The organism is Maribacter sp. Asnod2-G09 (assembly GCF_045063795.1).
GTDB lineage: Bacteria > Bacteroidota > Bacteroidia > Flavobacteriales > Flavobacteriaceae > Maribacter.
The window spans coordinates 22,468-40,594 of sequence record NZ_JBEFOA010000002.1 but is presented as its reverse complement, the minus strand read 5'-3'; the positions used below and the strand labels follow the sequence as shown (position 1 = coordinate 40,594).

The window sequence follows — 18,127 nt, the reverse complement described above, 5'->3', positions numbered from 1 at the left end:
CTTAAGGTGTACTACTACTTACTTGTAAAATTTTACCATTATACATTTTTTGCCCTTTTAAAGCAAAATCCATTATATACTCTGCCATCTCTTTGGCACTCACAGGAGCCTCATAACCCGGAAATGCTTCTTCTAACATTTCTGTTTGCACCGCACCTAAAGCAAGTGCATTAAATGCCGGACCAGTTTCTTTGAATTCTTCCGCTAATAATTCTGTTAACGTAAGTACCGCTCCTTTACTAGAACTATATGCCGAAAGACCTGGGAATTTAGCACTACCCTGAATACCGCCCATTGAACTAATGGTAAGCACATGAGCATCTTTACCCATAAATGGAATAATAAGCCTTGTCATAGCAGCTACACCAAAAACATTTACTTCATATACCGCCTTAAACTCTTCTTCAGTCAACTCTAAAAAAGGTTTGTTTATCAACTTGCCGGCATTATTTATAAGCGCTATAATATTAGCATTTTTCTCTTTTAAATAATTAAATAGATTATCTCTGTCTTCAGCCGAGGACACATCAAAAGAAAATGCTTCGATATTTTTATGATTTATACTTTTAATCGGTTTATCATTTCTAGAAAGCGCCAAGACCTTATAACCAGCATCGGCTAGTAACTTACTTAATTCGAAACCAATTCCCCTACTGGTACCTGTTACAATTACGTATTCCATTAATTATACTTTAATTCTTTTACCGGTGCATTAATAATACCTTCTAACATCGGCACTGATTCATTTACTATTGTTGCCATAAATTCATAATCCATCAACGATGCTTCATCACCTACTTTATGGTATTCACCGAAATTTGTAAAATCAAAAGAACTATAGGTTTGAGATGGCACATTAAACTCATCATGAAAAGGAGCATTATCTGATCGTCTGAACAAATTAAACTCTTTTGCTTTCGGCAGAAAACCTACTAAATTTTTAGCTGCATAGCCATTACTAACTTCTGCTAAATTTGATAGTTCATATCCTGTTAAATATAGACTATGGCCTTTATCTACCATTGGCACGCCTACCATTTCAAAGTTCAACATTGCGTACAAATCAATATTTTCAGTTTTTAATTTTTTCGCTAAATGCTTTGACCCTACCAAACCTTTTTCCTCTGCTGTAAATAGGGCGAAAATTATACTGCGTTTGTTATTTTTATGTTCACCAAAGTACTTTGCAAATTCTAAAACAGTTGTAGTTCCTGAAGCGTTATCATTAGCTCCGTTCGCAATTTTATCATTACTATCTCCACTAATCAATCCTAAATGATCGTAATGTGCTCCTATTAGAACAAACTCATTTTTTAGTTTTTCATCAGTGCCTGGTAAAAAACCTATTACATTATAAGCTACACCATCACTATAGTTCTCTAATGTATCTTTATATGATGTAAAATATGGTTGTATATTATTATTCTCGAATACATTCTGAATATAATCTGCTGCCATCGCTATACCTCCGCTACCTGTATCTCGTCCCTGTAATTTATCCGAAGTTAAAAACGTCATTATTTTTTCAATATCCCCTGGTAAAGTACTCCCTTTCATTTTTGAAGTTGTCATACCTACTTTATCCTCCGTTTTTTCAACTGTAGATTCAGACAAGACTGTGCCTTTCTCTCCTTTCGGATTTGTAGGATTCAGAACCATTGATTGATCCACTTTTGCGCCACCACAGCTAAGAATTAAAGTACTTAGAAGTACAATACTTATATATTTCATAACAACATCAAATTTAGAATATAAAGATAAAAAAAAGCATCCCGATGAAAGGATGCTTTTCTAATTCTATTTTTAAAATCGATTTTCTATGCTAACATAGTAACCGGATTCTCTACAAAATATCTTAATGTCTGAAGGAACTGAGCTCCCACAGCACCATCAACAGTTCTATGATCACAAGCAAGTGTTAACTTCATTGTATTACCAACAACTATTTCTCCGTTTTTAACAACTGGTTTTTCAACAATAGCACCAACTGAAAGTATAGCTGAATTTGGTTGATTGATGATACTTGTAAACTCAAGTATACCGAACATTCCTAAATTTGATACCGTAAATGTGCTACCTTCCATCTCTGAAGGGGCAATTTTCTTGTTACGTGCTTTACCCGCTAAATCTTTAACAGCGCTACCTATCTGTGTTAAACCTAATAAATCTGCATGTTTTACAACTGGCACGACCAAACCTTCATCAACAGCTACAGCAACACCCATATGTATATGCTTATGATACTTGGTAGTATCTGCACTCCATGAAGTATTTACTTGAGGATGCTTTCTAAGTGCCATTGCACAAGCCTTTAAAACCATATCATTAAATGACACTTTGGTATCTGGCAAACTATTGATCTGAGCACGAGACGCTTTAGCATTATCCATATCAACTTCAATAGTCAAATAGAAATGTGGAGCGTTAAATTTAGAATTACCCAATGCTTTGGCAATTGCCTTACGCATATTAGAATTCTTAACCTCTTCTGTACCCTCTTCACCAGATGGCAATGCCATAGAAACTGGTTGAGCAGCAATTGCGCTATCTGCCTTTGCACTTGTGGCAGCAACTGGTGCAGCCGTTTTACTTGGTGTATAGTTCTCGATATCTTTCTTAGTAATTCTACCGTTATCACCAGAACCTGAAACATTAGCTAAATCAACACCTTTGTCTGCCGCTATTTTCTTAGCTAAAGGAGAAGCAAAAATTCTTGCTCCATCAGCAACTGGCTTAGAAACTTCTTTACTATCAGATGAATTTGAAGATTTCGGCGTTTCTTTTTTGGTTTCTTTTGCAGCACTTTTCTTACTACTACCAGACCCACTACTTAAAACAGCATCTACATCGGTACCTTCTGGTCCAATAACTGCCAAGACAGCATCTACAGGAGAAGATTCTCCTTCTTGTATTCCTACATATAATAACTTACCATTATAGAAAGACTCGAATTCCATAGTAGCCTTATCAGTTTCGATCTCTGCTAATATGTCACCTTCCTCAACATCATCACCTACTTTCTTTAACCATGTCGCAACAGTACCTTCTTCCATGGTGTCGCTTAAACGAGGCATTTTTATGATTTCGACTCCCTCAGGAATTTCACCACCACCTTGCGCTTCTTCATCTTCTGATGTATCTTCTGCAACCGGACTATCCTCAGACGATTCCTCTGCTGAAGCTGTTGAACTACCTCCACTAATTAAAGCAGAAATATCTTCACCTTCATCACCAATAATAGCCAAAAGACTATCTACAGGCGCAGTATCACCTTCTTGAATACCAATATGTAATAGCGTTCCCTCATTAAATGACTCGAACTCCATCGTTGCCTTATCTGTTTCGATTTCGGCTAATATATCTCCTTCTTCAATTTTATCTCCAACGCTTTTCAACCATTTAGCTACGGTACCCTCTTCCATGGTATCGCTTAAACGGGGCATATTTACTACTATAGCCATCTATTTAAAATTTATGTTCAACAAATGGAAAATCCTCTTGTTCATAAACCATATCATACAATTGGTTTATAGGTGGATAATCTGATTCTTCGGCGAACTTTTCACATTCCTTAACCATAACCTTGACATTCTTGTCAATGTCTTTAATTTCAGCGTCAGTTGCGTATTTATTTTCTTTGATAATATCCAATACTTGAGTAATCGGATCTATTTTCTTGTACTCTTCAACTTCATCTTTAGTTCTATAATGCTGTGCATCTGACATTGAATGACCTCTGTATCTATAAGTCTTCATTTCAAGAAAAGTTGGTCCGCCACCACTACGTGCTCTTTCTATCGCCTTACTCATTTCTTGAGCAACCGTCACAGGATTCATACCATCAACTGGCCCACATGGCATCTCATAACCTAAACCTAACTTCCATATTTCTGTAGAAAAAGATGTTCTAGCCACAGAAGTACCCATTGCATAGCCATTATTTTCACAAATAAAGACAACAGGTAATTGCCACAACATAGCCAAGTTAAAAGTTTCATGTAAAGCTCCTTGCCTTACAGCACCATCACCCATATAACATAAGGTAACGTTATCTCTACCTGCATACTTATCGCCAAAAGCCATACCTGCACCTAATGGAATTTGACCTCCAACGATACCATGACCGCCATGAAAACGATGTTCTTTTGAAAAAATATGCATTGAACCGCCCATACCTTTTGAGGTACCGGTTACTTTACCGAACAACTCAGCCATAACCATTTTAGGATCTACACCCATACCAATTGGCTGAACGTGATTTCTATAAGCAGTTATCATACGGTCTTTAGAAAGATCCATTGCATGAAGTGCACCAGCCAAAACAGCTTCTTGCCCATTATACAAATGTAAAAATCCTCTTACCTTTTGCTGAATATAAACAGCAGCTAATTTATCCTCAAATTTTCTCCAAAATAGCATGTCTGCATACCATTTCAAATACGTTTCCTTGGTGATTTTTTTCATCAATTTTAAGTAAAGGTTTAAAATTCTTTATTGATTACAGAGGCAGAATGACCTAGGTATCTCAAAAGAGCAAAAATACACATATAAATGAATCGATAAAAATAATAGAAGCAAATCCATTCAGAAATTATATGCTTAACAAATAAAGCATATAACGTGTTTATTTACAATACTTTTTGCAAGTTTTCTTAATTAAGATAACTACTATTAAAGCCAAGTGGTAATAAATCTGCCAAAGAATTGCATTCTATAACATTACCCGTTTCACCCATTAATAGAATTCTTATAGGTTCTTGTTGTCTAAATTCATATTCAGAAATAGCCTGTCTACAATTACCGCAAGGCGCAGCTGGCTCATTTACTTCATGATTTAAAGATGCCGCCGTTATTGCAATCGCTTTTATTTTCATACCTGGATACTTTGCTCCTGCATAAAAAATCGCAACACGTTCTGCACACAACCCAGATGGATATGAAGCGTTTTCTTGATTATTACCTTCTATAATTTCTCCATTTTCCAATAAAACCGAAGCTCCAACATTAAAACTTGAATAAGGAGCATAAGCTCTTTGCCTGGCTTTTACTGCTACTGACATTAGATTTTGGTCATCATTTTCAAGTTCAGTTAACGAATCGTACACCGTAATATCAAAGCTTATCTTTTTTTGGCTAATCATTTTTTAATTTTATTTTTCAATCTACAAATATATACTTGACCCTAATAATAAATAAGAATAAAAAGGTTACGCATAAAAAAACCTGCATAAAGCAGGTTTTTTTATAAATATCTATATGAATTAATCATTATAAAACTCTTCACCCAAATTGAATGTAAGAGAAAAACGTAACGTGTTCTCTAATGGGTTTCTTACTTGTGAAGTTGAGAATAAATAAGATAAATCTACTTGCGCCGCTTTAAATTTAAAACCTGCACCAAGTGTAAAAAACTTTCTTGAACCTTTCTCTTCACTTTCATTGAAATAACCTGTTCTAAGCATAAAAGCATCTTGGTACGTATACTCTGCTCCTAAAGCCCAAGTAAACTCTTTCAATTCTTCACTAAAACCATCTGGCGCATCAGAAAAAGAATTAAATATTCCACTGAATCCACTTTCGTTCTGGTAAATATCGTTGTCTGCTGCATCAACATCTCCATCATTATCATAATCTTGAGGTGTTGGCACCAGTAATTTTGTGAATTCTGTTGTTATACCAATAACATTGTCTTGATCCAAAATAAAATCAAAACCACCACCAAAACTCAACTTGCTTGGTAAGAAGTTTTCTTGTCCACCAGCATCATACTGAATTTTACCTCCAATATTAGAAAGGTTGAAACCAGCTCTCCATCGACCATCAAAATTATTATAAGCAATTTCGTTAGATCTGTAATAACCAGCTACATCTACCGCAAAAGAACCCGCAGCTTGAGAATCTTCGGTTCCGTTTTGTGGTAATTTCAGGTTCGACCTAATATATCTACCACCAACTGCCATTGAGAAAGTCGGACTCAGCTTTAAAGAATACGAACCATCTAAGGCCAATTCATTAGGCTTCGCTATTGTACCAGGATCATTTGCAAATTGTCTTAATTCTATTTCACCCAATGTAAAATATCTTAAACTAACCGCAAAAGCACTTTGATCATTTAGTTTATTATAAAAACTAGCGTTCAATAATGAAATATCAGTAATAATACTTTCTAAATAAGGAGTATAACTAACACCTATACCCATTTTACGTTCTGCAAAAGCGAATTTAGCAGGATTCCATTGTTGAGAAAAAGCATCTGTTGAAGTTGCAACACCCATATCACCCATACCTGCAGATCTTGCATCAGCGGCAATAGTCAAAAACGGCACTGCCGTAGTTATCACACGTTGATCGTCTTGAGCAAAGACCTTACCAACAATTAATACAAAGAAAATTATTGAAATTTTTCTCATTTTAGAATAGTTCTTTAAATTTTTAAAGGTGAAATATAGTGAATACCCTATTTCACACTCTAATATTTTACATGTAAACGCACATTTTCCCGTTATCTTGCATGAAAATCAAGATTTTTAGTAGAATTTATTTTCTCCATATAATAAGAGTCATTTTACAGCATAGTTATGTTCTGTATTTATCTACCGCATATTCTTTAAAAAAGAAATAATTAAAACCATACTAATTAGTTGTTTTAAGCGTTTACCTATTAAAGCGAGCCTAAATTTATTGACAGTTTGCCGTGAGATTTTTAAAATTATTTTCAATTGTAAAATAATCTCATAAAAACACCGTTCTATTGAGCGAAAGTGACAAACAAATTAAAAGAAATTATAGTATCATATTCTATAGCGACCAAACTACTATGGTATATGAAAATTGAACTCAAGTCCTAATTATGAAAAAACATTTAATAAAAGTTGTACTCTCATGCACGGTATTAGTAGGAGGTTTTACAGTAAGTAGCTGTTCTAAATCCTCATCTGGAAAAAATACCTCTAGAGCTACAGGTTGGAAGATAAATGCCAAAGAAGGTGGTTTTCAGTACAATACCGACTTTAAAGAGCAAGAAACTGCTCCAGGATTGGTATTTGTTGAAGGTGGTACATTTACCAAAGGTAAAGTACAAGATGATGTAATGCATGATTGGAACAACACCCCAACTGCACAGCATGTACAATCTTTTTATATGGATGAAACGGAGGTTACCAATGTAATGTACTTGGAATACCTTGATTATCTAAAAAGTGTTTACCCTCCAGAAAATCCTAAATATACTAACATATATGTAGGTGCATTGCCAGATACTTTGGTATGGAGAAATAGATTAGGCTTTAATGAAACAATGACAAATAACTACCTGAGACACCCAGCATACGCAGAATACCCTGTTGTTGGTGTAAACTGGATTCAGGCTACGCAATTTGCAGAATGGAGAACTGACCGTGTAAACGAAGTTATGCTAGAAAGAGAAGGTTACTTATCTGAAGATGCAAAATATCAGGCAGCTACAGGCGAAGTTCAAGGTACCTTTAGTACTGAAGCTTACTTAAACAGACCAGAATCTGTTTATAACGGACAAATTGATTCTTTACAAGGAAAGCAGAAAAAAGATAGCACATCTACTTTCGCAAAAAGGAGTAGCGGTATTATTATGCCAGAATATAGATTACCTACCGAAACTGAATGGGAATATGCTGCTCAGGCACAGGTTGGTCAAAGAGAATACAACAACTATAGAGGTAGAAAAAAATACCCATGGGAAGGTGATTATACTCGTAATGGACAACGTGTAGGTAGAGGTGACCAATTAGCTAACTTTAAGCAAGGTAAAGGTGATTATGGCGGAATCGCAGGTTGGTCTGATGATGGTGCAGATATTACTGCTCAAGTAATGTCATATAAGCCGAATGATTTAGGTCTTTATGATATGGCCGGTAATGTTGCCGAGTGGACTGCTGATGTATATCGCCCAATAGTTGATGACGAAGTAAGTGATTTCAACTACTACAGAGGTAACATTTACATGAAAACCGCAATAGGTGAAGATGGTAAAGTTAACATCTTAAGAGATTCTATTGTTTATGACACTTTACCAAATGGAAAAGTAGTCGCAGTAAACTTACCAGGTGAAATTAAAATGGTACCTGTTGATGAAGAAGAAACGTATTTAAGAACAAATTTCTCTTCGAGTGACAACAGAGGGTATAGAGATGGTGATTCGGGCTCTTCAAGATTTTACGATAGATTTAATGACGGTGAAGAAGAAGATCCAAACAAAAAAATGTACAACTCTCCTAAACATTCTGTCGAAAGAGATTCATTAGGAAATCTTGTTAAAGGTTTTGACGTTTCTAACAACAGAACTACATTGATTAATGATGAAGTTAGAGTATACAAAGGTGGTTCTTGGAGAGATAGAGCTTACTGGTTAGATCCAGCTCAAAGAAGATACTTGCCACAATACATGGCTACTGATTATATCGGTTTTAGATGTGCAATGTCTAGAGTCGGTTCTAAATCAAAAACAAAAAACAAAACAGTTAGAGGAAAAAAAGCTAAATAATTTTTCCCTTTACGAACTAAAAAAAGCTCCTTTCTTAAGGAGCTTTTTTTTATCTTCGATTTTATGAAAATTCAAGATTTACATTCCGCTTTTTTAGCGAACCCTTCTATCAGCACTGACACCAGAAAGATAAAAGAAAACGATATTTTCTTTGCACTAAAAGGAGATAACTTTAATGGCAACACTTATGCTCAAAGAGCTTTAGACAACGGAGCCAGTCTAGTTGTTATTGATGAAGAGAAATATCTAATTGATGACAGAACAATACTAGTAAAAGACGTTTTAACAACACTACAACAATTAGCAAATTTTCATAGAAGACAATCAAAAGCACAAATCATAAGTCTTACTGGCAGCAATGGCAAAACGACTACCAAAGAATTAATTAACGCTGTACTTCGCAAAACTTATAGAACTATAGCGACCAAAGGAAACCTCAACAATCATATCGGTGTGCCGTTAACTTTATTAACCATTCAACCTGACACTGAAATTGCCATTGTTGAAATGGGTGCGAATCACCTAAAGGAAATTGAGTTTTTATGTGAAATTGCCGAACCAGATTTTGGTTATATCACCAATTTTGGAAAGGCTCACTTAGAAGGTTTTGGAGGAATTGAAGGTGTTAAAAAAGGAAAAAGCGAATTATATGATTACCTGATTTCACACAAAAAGTCAATTTTCTTAAATGCCGACGACCCAATTCAAAAAGACAAACTAAGTACGTACACTAAAAAATTCGGTTTTAGTTCTGATGATCCCAAATACTATACTATTAAATTACTAGAGGCTCAGCCCTTTGTTAATCTAATAGTAGAAGATATCAATATAGAAACCAATTTAATTGGCGCCTATAATTTTCCGAATTGCTGTGCAGCAATTATTATGGCAAAATATTTCAATGTTGAGTTAAGCGAAATAAAAAAGGCACTTGAAGAATATACTCCAGACAATAATAGATCGCAAATATTACATAATAACGGACACTATATTATTCTCGATGCTTATAATGCCAACCCTTCGAGCATGAAGGTGGCTTTAGAAAATTTTAATTCGTTAAACAAAGACCAGAAAGTTTTGATTCTAGGCGACATGTTCGAATTAGGAGAGTCTGCAAAAGTAGAACATCAAAATATTTCAGATTTAGCAACGAGTTTAAAATTTGAACAAGTGCTATTGGTTGGAGAGAATTTTTACACTACTAACTCCACCGCTATTAGACTAAAGAGTTTTGAAGAACTGAAAGCTTACTTAGTTAAAAAGCCTATAAAAACGGAATCTTCTTTCTTGATTAAAGGTTCAAGAGGCATGGCTTTAGAACGGGTTTTAGATTTGATATAAAAAATTGAATTTTATTGTGGGATATACTGGATTCGAACCGGTGACCTCTGCCCTGTCAAGGCAGCGCTCTAAACCAACTGAGCTAATATCCCCTTAAAACTTTGAACAAGTCTGCAAAGATACTACTTATCCCATTTTAATCAGAAGCGATACTACAAAATTGTTTTGAACTAGAAATAATCTAGCAATGCTACAACGCCATTATAAGAAATTACACAAGAAAAGAAAAGCGCGGCAAAGAGCCCCAAATTAAGCCAAACCCCCGCCTTATATTTGTTCATTAATTTCTTGTTATTTATAAGAAGTATTATCCCTAGTATTACCAGTGGCAAAACAAACACATTAAACACTTGAGATAGTATTTGCATTTGAATAGGATTAGCTCCATAAACAGGAACGATCAACGCAAATAATGAAGCTATTGCCGTAATTATTCTAAATTGTTTTGAGTTAGTATCCAACTCCCCTGATTGATAATCTGCTAATAATATCGGAGCAATTAGTAGACACGGAAAAATTGATGATAATCCTGCACTTAACGTTCCAAAAAAGAAAAGCGTTAGAGCAAATTTACCAGCAACAGGCTCTAATGTATTTACCATATCCAATACTTGAGTTACTGGTTTCCCTTGATGAAATAAAGCCCCACAAGCTACAGCCATTACAGATGCACTAATAAAAAATACAAGCGAAGCTGCAATTATGGCATCTTTCTTTTGTTGCGAACGATTATTTATTGTCCAACCTTTTCCTTTTACAAAAAGTGGTCTTGAAAGAAACGTAGCTGCCGCCATGGTCGTACCTACAAAAGCAGCTACCATCATCTGCCCACCTTCAACTTTTGGTATTGTCGGTATCAAACCTTTTACAACTTCAACAGGTAATGGGTACACCATAAATAAGGAAATTATGAATGAAAGCCCCATTATGGTTACAAAAATGACTAATATCTTTTCAAAAAAAGCATACTTACCTACCATTAATAATCCGTAAAAAATTACAATAACAGTTATTGCTATTATTAAAACGGACTCATATTTGAAATCTACCAAATTGGGGAAGTAAATTAAAAATATCTCATAGATGACATTGGCTGAAATACCAAGAATACCCATTAATGAATTCCATTGACCAAAAGAAATACCAAGAATTATGAGTATGGCAATTAGCTTTCCCCACTTCAAATGTTTTTTAAAAGCATAAAGTGCTGTTTCACCTGTTACTAAGGCGAAATTACCGTAAGCATACATTAACAAACCTGAAAAAATACAACTTAAAAGTAATACCCATAAAAGTTGCATACCATAAGTACTACCCGCTACAATCATTGACGTAACACTACCGGTACCTATAGTATATCCAATAGCGAATATTCCAGGACCAAATGCCAACACTAACGCCAATATTTTTTTCCAAATTGATAGCTTGGCTGAGTTACTCATTTTACTTATTCTTTAGGTAGGTTATTATTAAAATGATTTCGAAATTTAGTCGGCAATAACTATTTGATTTATTCTTCTAAATATTATAGCAGAATTGATATAGGTTCTTAAAATGTACTTTCATTTTTGCTTTTGCCAATTGCGGATTCTGTTCCTCTATAGCGTCAAAAATATCTTGATGTTCTTCTATACCTCTAAATGCCATATTTTTATCACAAACATGGTACTTCTCGAAATTTGTCAGTATTTCTGGTGTAATAATAAGCATGAAAGTATTCATTGTACTATTTCCACTAGCTTTTGCTATTGCCAAATGAAATAATAAATCTTCCTGTACAGCATCTTCTCCATTCTCGACCTTTTTACGATAAGCATCCAAAGCATTTTTCAATTGCTTTAAATCTGCATCTGTTCTTCTTCTAGCCGCAAGTCTAACGGTTTTTAGCTCAAGAAGAATTCTAGTTTCTACCAATGATTTAAAATCAGGTTCTTCTAGACGCAGAATATCGTTCACCATACCGTTCATAGCAATCTGACCTATATCTGCTACAAAAGTTCCACTTTGAGGTTTTGAAATTAAAATTCCATAAAATTCTAATTTTTGAATCGCCTCTCGAACATTACTTCGACTAACTTCAAATTTATCTGATAGCATTCTTTCTGATGGTAATTTATCACCAGGCTCAAGATTTTTATTATTCATTAAATCTCTAAGCTGTACTATAATATCATTTTGTATTTCTTGATTTTCTGTCCTTGTGAGGATTTCTAATTTCATATATATCTTGCTTTAAAGGAAAATTGATTGCCAAATTCGTTCACCTAAAACCGTAATCACCATTTGCTAAAATAAGAAGTTTTATTTTTAACGATAATTACATATATCAAAACAGCGAATGTTAATGAAATTTACCAGCCTTAAAAAAGACTGGCAAACTCATTTCAACAAATCTAACTCAAACAACTTTCTTATTTATACTAAGTATATTTATTGTGTATCACTCATGCGTGACTTCTAATTCGTAATATTTAACTCTGGCAGATGCACCAGCATCTAGGGTTTGTAAATAGTTACCCGCTTTAAAATAGTTTTCAAAAACGCTCCACTTTTGCATATGTATATCTTCATAAACAACGGAATCGGTTTCGTTCAAAATCACCTCTAACCTACCGTCTGAAGCAATAATCTCTAGAGTAAATGTATTAGTTCCTATATTCTCTGAGAAAGTATGTCCTTCATTATCTTCCCAAGCATCTGTATGCAAAATCTCTTCGTCTGTAGCATTAAGGTCCTTGAGTTTTTTAGTAAGCACCCTTACCTTACCTTTCTGCCAATAAATTTTCAACATTGGAGGAGCATTGTTATCATCTTCCCCTATTAAATCTCTTTGCTCATTTGTTAATCTACCGTGAATTTGCATGACCAAAGTTCTATGAAAATCACCACCTGCATCTGTAGTAATTTCTGGTACCGATAAAGTGCCCTTCATGCGACCACCTTCTGCAAAAGTCCAATTAGTACTATTACTACCTGGCACCATTTGCTCTCTTAATTCTGTTCTAGAATAAGATGAATTAGCTGTAGATGTGCCTGGTGATGTAAAAAATACTAAAGAGCCATCTGTAGAATCATTGTACATGTACGGTAACAATCTTTCATCTGTAGCATAATCTACTATCTCTGGTGGCTCTACCTCATCAGGACTACCGATTGGCAAGGTTACTTTCCAATTACTCAAATCTATATTTGGTAAAAAAAAGTCTACCCCTTCTACTTGTTCTTCTTCAACAACTACTTCTTCCTCTGGCTCAGGAGCTTCTTCTATTTCTTCTTCAGCCACTTCTTCTTCCTGAACAATCTCCTCTTCAGCTACTTCTGCATCGTTACTACAACTTGAAATGGCAAATACCATTACAAAGGCAAAAAAACATTTTGCTATTGTTGATTTACATAAACGTAAAATATTATTTATAACCATATAATTCTTATTAATGCTTCACTTCAAGTTCATAAAAACTGACCTTGGCAAATGAACCTTCATCTCTACTTTGAAAATAATTACCTGCCTTAAAGTAATTTTCAAATACTCCCCATCTTTTCATATTGAAATCGTCATAAACGGCATATTCAGTTTTATTCAATGAAACTACCATTTTGCCATCTGTAACTTTCACTTCAATTTGAAACTTGCCGAAACCTACTTCTTCTTCAAAATTAAAGCCTTTATCATCTGTCCAAGCTTCTTCATGTAATATGCCAATAGCATTTACATCTGCATATTTTAATTTTTTTGTTTTGACTCTAATTTTACCATTCTGCCAATATATCTTTAAAACCGGCGGTGCATTATTGTCTTTTTGCTCTATTAAATCTTTTTGATCATTGGTCAATCGACCATGTATTTGCAAAATAATTACTTTATGATATTTTCCATACTTATCTCGAGAAACATCATCAACTGAAAGTTTTGCTTTTAAAGTACCACCTTGCTTAAATGTCCAATTGACATTATCATCTCCCGGAACCATCTGCTCTCTAAGTTCTGATCTAGAATATTTAGTATTTGCTGTGGTCGCTGTAGTTGGATAAGCGTAAAATGTTAATGCCCCTTTAGTAGAATCATTGTACATATAAGGCTTTAAAGTCTCATTTGTAGCATAATTCAAAATTTCTGGTGGCGCTACACTAATTGCCCCTCCTTTACCACTACCTTCTGGTATTGTAACCTTCCAGTTACTTAAATCAATTTCTGGAAGCTTAATCTTCTTTTTCCTTTTCTTGGATTTCTTAATTTTTACATCCGATTCTGAAACGCTACTTTTCTTATTTTGAGAAGTAGCGTTTACAGATAGAAATAATAATACTATAAATACCAATATTCCTTTTCGGGTGTTTTGCATAAATTACAAATTATGGATTCACTGAACGAACCTTCACATTATCTATGTATGCGTCTTTAGGAGTTACTGCATAAAACATTATAGCAACTTCTCCACTATCATTAGCAGTAAATGGAATTTGCACCAATGTACCAGCCCCGTCAGTAGTATCAGAGAATTTTCCTTCAGCTACAAAACCTTCATTAAAAGCTAAGTTATCTCCTAGATTAGCAACAGCATCTGCACCATCATCATACTGACCGTCTAGAATTAAACCTACTACTTTTCTTCCTCCAATAGGATCTGTTCCACTATCATCTTTTATAGCATATTGATACTCTAAAATATAATCTGCTCCGGGCACTAAATTCAACTCTTGGTAAGCATACCTTGAACTAGAAGAACCAAACTCTCCACCTGATTGACTTGAAGACCATTTAGCTCCTCTTGTCTTACTACCAGTATCAGTCCCATCATAATCTTGGTTAGAACCATCTGAACTAGAACCAAATGGGTTTGTTTCACCATCTGTAAATGTTGACCATTTCCAAAAATCTTGACCATCTTCAAAATCACCATTTAAAATGGTTGCCCCTGTCATTCTTGTCATATAGATATTATCTACTGTAATTGTAGCATGATCGTTGGCATTACCACTAGAACCGAGTTCAAATAGAATAGTTTTGAATTGAGTAACAGGTGTTGAGAAATCTGTAGCCAAGTCAAAATCAAGACCAGTCCACTCGCCGTCCATCAAATCTATATCATCAATAACATGACTAGTACCATTTGTACTATCTACCAACGTTATTTTTAATTTATCGATACCAGTAGCAAATTCAGAATACACATCAAAATGAATATCGTTAGAACCTACACCGCTGTAAAAAGCATCTGCAGCAACAACTTCGTCACTCAATGCGAAAACTCCTGTATCACTATGTAATCTTGAAAACTCTGCCAAATTATTTCCTGATTCTAAAACAACTGCTTTACCACCAGTACCTGACGAACCTACAGAACCTGCATCAGTAAATATGTTCAACAAATTATATCTTTTAATCTCTGGTGAAGAAGGTGCATTGTCAACAGACTGTACTGTATGCTCTACTGTAATATCTTCTGATTTTGTTAAATCTGTTTGACCAGCTGCCTTTGTTGTAACCGTTATGGTATAGTCTGCTGATGCCTCAACATTAGAATAATCATATGTAGCCGATTCTCCTTGCAATGCTGTTAAGGCAGTACTACCATCGCCAAAATCAATTACGTATGAATCTACGCCAACCGATAATGGTGTTACGGTAACAATGGTACCATCTCCACTAGCTGATACATCAAAACTTGAAAATACGCTTCCAATAGAACCCCCAGAAGAATCTACTGGCTCAATTGGCTCATAACCATCTTCATCACATGACATGATCAGACCAGTTATCAAAAGGGCACTTATTCCTTTTTTTATTAAACTCATAATATTATATTTTTTATTTTTTGTTAGATGCTTCTTAAACAATTTAAATAATTTAAATTTCTGTTTAAGAATATACATGATGTCTTGAAGTGTAATTTAAAAATGAAACGACAACAAGTGTAATTACATTTTTAAATTACCATTTCAAGGATTTTGATTAATTAAGTCTATCGATACTAATTTTAGAAAATCTGCATTCAGTACCTGCATATTCGATATTAAATCTCATGTTCTCTGTTTCATCACCTGTTGTAAAAGAGAATGATGTTTGTACGTAAGACGAAGCTTGATCGGTTAATGGAATTTCTTGATTAAGAAAAACAGCTTGAGTATCGGCATCTTCAATTAAAAGTGTACCTGCAGAACTACCGGTTGTTTTACTTACATACCAAAAAGTTACTTCATATGTTGCACCAGCAACCACACGAATACTTTGGTCAAGAAAATTAGAACTACTACTTAACTTAGCTGCTCCATTATCTTCTGGTGGTGTTGGAGAAGAACTAGCAGAGTAAGAACTTGTAGTTCCTCTATCTACTCCTGCCCATGGTGTTCTTGGACTACATAAGAAATCAGGACATTGAAAAGCTGCCACTAATTCGTCTACAACTATTACATCTAAAGTAATCGTAGAAGTCTCGCCATTACCATCACTTGAAACTAATGTAACAGGAAATGTACCTTCACCTGGAAATTGAAATGATGGGTCACGATCTGTTGAAGTAGCTCCACCACCAAAGTCCCACGCATAAGAAGCTGCTTCAGTAGAAAGATCTGTAAAATTAATTATTGTAAAATCTGTTTGATCTGCCGTATAGTCAAAATTTGCTTCTGGAAATATAGTGTCTACTTTAGAGTTAGCATCTGGTAAATCATCTCTAAATGTATCAGAACCAACACAACCAACAAAAGAACTTGTTACGACTACACTAAAAAGCAACAAGGTTGTTTTTCGGAAAATATTTTGTTTAATTTTCATAGTTTAAAAGTTTTTAAAATTTAATATCCCGGGTTTTGTGTTAATAATCCACCGCTTATATTTATTTCTCTTGCTGGAATAGGTAGTAATAATTTTCTAGAATCAAATACATAACCTAGTTCAGCAGAATGCGCACTTAACACAGATTCAGCTACACCGAATCTAAGAAGATCAAACCAACGTTGATTCTCAAATGCCAATTCTACTCTTCTTTCAACTAACAAATCTTCTTTGGTAATCGTAGAAACAGCTGCTGTTAAACCAGCTCTATCTCTTACCGCTTGAAAAGAAGCTATAGCAGCAGAACTTGTTGTTGAAGCGCCACCTGCCAAAATTGCTTCAACATGCATTAAAAGAACATCTGCATAACGTAAAGCGATATAATCGTTACCTGCATTACGAGCATTAGGACCGTAAGCCGGTTCAGCCGTTGAATCAAATCCGTCAGGGAAAAACTTAGCCACCTCATTTCTATCATCTAAAAGCGAACCATTCAAATCGGTAATAGAAGTTGCTGTTCTATTCCCTCCAAAGGCAACAAAATCCAATCTTAAGTTATCATTTACAATGTTTTGCCCATCTTCTGCACCTGCACGTATCGAAGAAGTAAATTCAGATGAAAAACTTTGACTTTCTGCGCTATTACCTGGTATATATTGAATTGCAAAAATAATTTCGTTGTTCAATTCATCATAAAAAACATCATGAAAATCACTCTCCAAGCTAAATCCACCACTATTAACGATAGACTCACATAATTGCTGCGCCGCAGCATAATTCGGAGAAGCCAGCGACAAGTATACTTTAGCCAAAATACCTTGTGCAGCAGCTTTAGACGCTCTTGATTTAGATGAATTATCTAAAACACTTACCGCCTCTTGTAAATCTGCTATTATTTGATCATAAACCTGTGCTTCAGGTATTCTTGTAAAAAGTGCTTCATTATCTGTAGGCCCTACAACAGAAGTAACTAACGGCACCGCGCCGAACATTCTAACTAATTTAAAGTATGCATATGCTCTTAAAAATTTAGCTTCGGCAGCATATCTTGCTTGATTGCTTTCATTTGCTACATCAATAAAATCTAATATGTTATTTGCTCTAAAAATAACTTCATACATAGAAGCATAGTAATCTTCAGATTCTACATTATTAGCATTAACAACATACCTGTGAAAATCGGCTTTAGAACCCTCAAGAGTTGCATTTCTTGTATTATCTGTACGATGCTCTGTTAAAAGGTGTTCAAATTGAACGCCTCTATTGAAATCACCAATATTAGACTCAGTATTACTATTTACACCTTGCAAGGCATCGTAAATTCCATATACTCCAGACAATACGTCTGCATCCGATTGAAAGAACCCGTCTACCGCAACTGCCGTATCTGGCAATGGATTTAAGAATTCTTCAGTATCACAGGAAACAAAAACGGATACTGTTACGGCAAAAATTATATATTTTATATGTTTCATCGTTTGTTTTTTTTAAGA

At 34.8% G+C, this 18,127-nt stretch carries 15 protein-coding genes and 1 tRNA gene; 2 read left to right on the top strand and 14 right to left on the bottom strand.

Annotated features, from left to right (window positions below; translation table 11 throughout):
• Position 1 precedes the first annotated feature (1 nt).
• The 6 genes from ACJJVT_RS00160 to porV form a co-directional block, all read right to left on the bottom strand.
• Positions 2-682, bottom strand: coding sequence for an SDR family NAD(P)-dependent oxidoreductase (locus ACJJVT_RS00160; protein ID WP_405395478.1), 681 nt, complete (start codon positions 680-682; stop codon positions 2-4).
• Positions 682-1,731 carry a M28 family metallopeptidase gene (locus ACJJVT_RS00155; protein WP_405395476.1) on the bottom strand — a complete coding sequence of 350 codons (1,050 nt, stop codon included), beginning with the start codon at positions 1,729-1,731 and terminating at the stop codon, positions 682-684. The genes ACJJVT_RS00160 and ACJJVT_RS00155 overlap by 1 nt, the downstream gene beginning before the upstream one ends.
• Before the next feature lie 86 nt (positions 1,732-1,817).
• Positions 1,818-3,461 (bottom strand): 2-oxo acid dehydrogenase subunit E2, encoded by a 1,644-nt coding sequence (locus tag ACJJVT_RS00150; RefSeq protein WP_405395474.1) that lies wholly within the window; start codon positions 3,459-3,461, stop codon positions 1,818-1,820.
• A gap of 4 nt (positions 3,462-3,465) precedes the next feature.
• Positions 3,466-4,464 (bottom strand): pyruvate dehydrogenase (acetyl-transferring) E1 component subunit alpha, encoded by a 999-nt coding sequence (gene pdhA / locus ACJJVT_RS00145; RefSeq protein ID WP_405395472.1) that lies wholly within the window; start codon positions 4,462-4,464, stop codon positions 3,466-3,468.
• 188 nt (positions 4,465-4,652) lie between these two features.
• On the bottom strand, positions 4,653-5,141 hold the full coding sequence (gene cdd, locus ACJJVT_RS00140) for a cytidine deaminase (protein ID WP_405395470.1): 489 nt from the start codon (positions 5,139-5,141) through the stop codon (positions 4,653-4,655).
• A gap of 120 nt (positions 5,142-5,261) precedes the next feature.
• Entirely contained in the window at positions 5,262-6,410 is a 1,149-nt protein-coding gene (gene porV / locus ACJJVT_RS00135; RefSeq protein ID WP_405395469.1) for a type IX secretion system outer membrane channel protein PorV, read from the bottom strand.
• A 440-nt stretch (positions 6,411-6,850) separates the two neighbouring features.
• Between porV and gldJ the strand changes: the two genes are divergently transcribed.
• The gene (gene gldJ / locus ACJJVT_RS00130) at positions 6,851-8,518 is read left to right on the top strand and encodes a gliding motility lipoprotein GldJ (RefSeq protein WP_405395467.1); all 1,668 of its coding nucleotides are present in this window, start codon (positions 6,851-6,853) and stop codon (positions 8,516-8,518) included.
• 63 nt (positions 8,519-8,581) lie between these two features.
• The gene (murF, locus tag ACJJVT_RS00125; RefSeq protein WP_405395465.1) at positions 8,582-9,859 is read left to right on the top strand and encodes a UDP-N-acetylmuramoyl-tripeptide--D-alanyl-D-alanine ligase; all 1,278 of its coding nucleotides are present in this window, start codon (positions 8,582-8,584) and stop codon (positions 9,857-9,859) included.
• A gap of 17 nt (positions 9,860-9,876) precedes the next feature.
• Here murF and ACJJVT_RS00120 read toward each other — a convergent pair.
• The 8 genes from ACJJVT_RS00120 to ACJJVT_RS00085 all read right to left on the bottom strand — a co-directional run bounded on the left by ACJJVT_RS00120 (position 9,877) and on the right by ACJJVT_RS00085 (position 18,109).
• Positions 9,877-9,951, bottom strand: a tRNA-Val gene (locus ACJJVT_RS00120).
• A 78-nt stretch (positions 9,952-10,029) separates the two neighbouring features.
• Positions 10,030-11,301 (bottom strand): Nramp family divalent metal transporter, encoded by a 1,272-nt coding sequence (locus tag ACJJVT_RS00115; RefSeq protein ID WP_405395463.1) that lies wholly within the window; start codon positions 11,299-11,301, stop codon positions 10,030-10,032.
• A gap of 76 nt (positions 11,302-11,377) precedes the next feature.
• A complete protein-coding gene (locus tag ACJJVT_RS00110) occupies positions 11,378-12,079 on the bottom strand; it encodes a FadR/GntR family transcriptional regulator (protein WP_405395461.1) in 702 nt (233 codons plus the stop codon).
• Positions 12,080-12,299: 220 nt separating this feature from the next.
• Positions 12,300-13,280: a polysaccharide lyase family 7 protein gene (locus ACJJVT_RS00105; protein WP_405395460.1), complete on the bottom strand. Its 981-nt coding sequence runs from the start codon at positions 13,278-13,280 to the stop codon at positions 12,300-12,302.
• Positions 13,281-13,290: 10 nt separating this feature from the next.
• Positions 13,291-14,202, bottom strand: coding sequence for a polysaccharide lyase family 7 protein (locus ACJJVT_RS00100; protein WP_405395458.1), 912 nt, complete (start codon positions 14,200-14,202; stop codon positions 13,291-13,293).
• A gap of 10 nt (positions 14,203-14,212) precedes the next feature.
• Positions 14,213-15,655, bottom strand: a complete 1,443-nt coding sequence (locus tag ACJJVT_RS00095; protein WP_405395457.1) for a hypothetical protein — start codon at positions 15,653-15,655, stop codon at positions 14,213-14,215.
• 157 nt (positions 15,656-15,812) lie between these two features.
• Positions 15,813-16,634, bottom strand: coding sequence for a PKD domain-containing protein (locus tag ACJJVT_RS00090; RefSeq protein ID WP_405395456.1), 822 nt, complete (start codon positions 16,632-16,634; stop codon positions 15,813-15,815).
• Between the two features lie 20 nt (positions 16,635-16,654).
• Entirely contained in the window at positions 16,655-18,109 is a 1,455-nt protein-coding gene (locus tag ACJJVT_RS00085) for a RagB/SusD family nutrient uptake outer membrane protein (protein WP_405395455.1), read from the bottom strand.
• Positions 18,110-18,127 lie beyond the last annotated feature (18 nt).

Coding starts and splice junctions, on each gene's coding strand:
- ACJJVT_RS00160 (WP_405395478.1), bottom strand. CDS start 682: ATGGAATACGTAATTGTAACAGGTACCAGTAGGGGAATTGGTTTCGAA.
- ACJJVT_RS00155 (WP_405395476.1), bottom strand. CDS start 1,731: ATGAAATATATAAGTATTGTACTTCTAAGTACTTTAATTCTTAGCTGT.
- ACJJVT_RS00150 (WP_405395474.1), bottom strand. CDS start 3,461: ATGGCTATAGTAGTAAATATGCCCCGTTTAAGCGATACCATGGAAGAG.
- pdhA (WP_405395472.1), bottom strand. CDS start 4,464: ATGAAAAAAATCACCAAGGAAACGTATTTGAAATGGTATGCAGACATG.
- cdd (WP_405395470.1), bottom strand. CDS start 5,141: ATGATTAGCCAAAAAAAGATAAGCTTTGATATTACGGTGTACGATTCG.
- porV (WP_405395469.1), bottom strand. CDS start 6,410: ATGAGAAAAATTTCAATAATTTTCTTTGTATTAATTGTTGGTAAGGTC.
- gldJ (WP_405395467.1), top strand. CDS start 6,851: ATGAAAAAACATTTAATAAAAGTTGTACTCTCATGCACGGTATTAGTA.
- murF (WP_405395465.1), top strand. CDS start 8,582: ATGAAAATTCAAGATTTACATTCCGCTTTTTTAGCGAACCCTTCTATC.
- ACJJVT_RS00115 (WP_405395463.1), bottom strand. CDS start 11,301: ATGAGTAACTCAGCCAAGCTATCAATTTGGAAAAAAATATTGGCGTTA.
- ACJJVT_RS00110 (WP_405395461.1), bottom strand. CDS start 12,079: ATGAAATTAGAAATCCTCACAAGGACAGAAAATCAAGAAATACAAAAT.
- ACJJVT_RS00105 (WP_405395460.1), bottom strand. CDS start 13,280: ATGGTTATAAATAATATTTTACGTTTATGTAAATCAACAATAGCAAAA.
- ACJJVT_RS00100 (WP_405395458.1), bottom strand. CDS start 14,202: ATGCAAAACACCCGAAAAGGAATATTGGTATTTATAGTATTATTATTT.
- ACJJVT_RS00095 (WP_405395457.1), bottom strand. CDS start 15,655: ATGAGTTTAATAAAAAAAGGAATAAGTGCCCTTTTGATAACTGGTCTG.
- ACJJVT_RS00090 (WP_405395456.1), bottom strand. CDS start 16,634: ATGAAAATTAAACAAAATATTTTCCGAAAAACAACCTTGTTGCTTTTT.
- ACJJVT_RS00085 (WP_405395455.1), bottom strand. CDS start 18,109: ATGAAACATATAAAATATATAATTTTTGCCGTAACAGTATCCGTTTTT.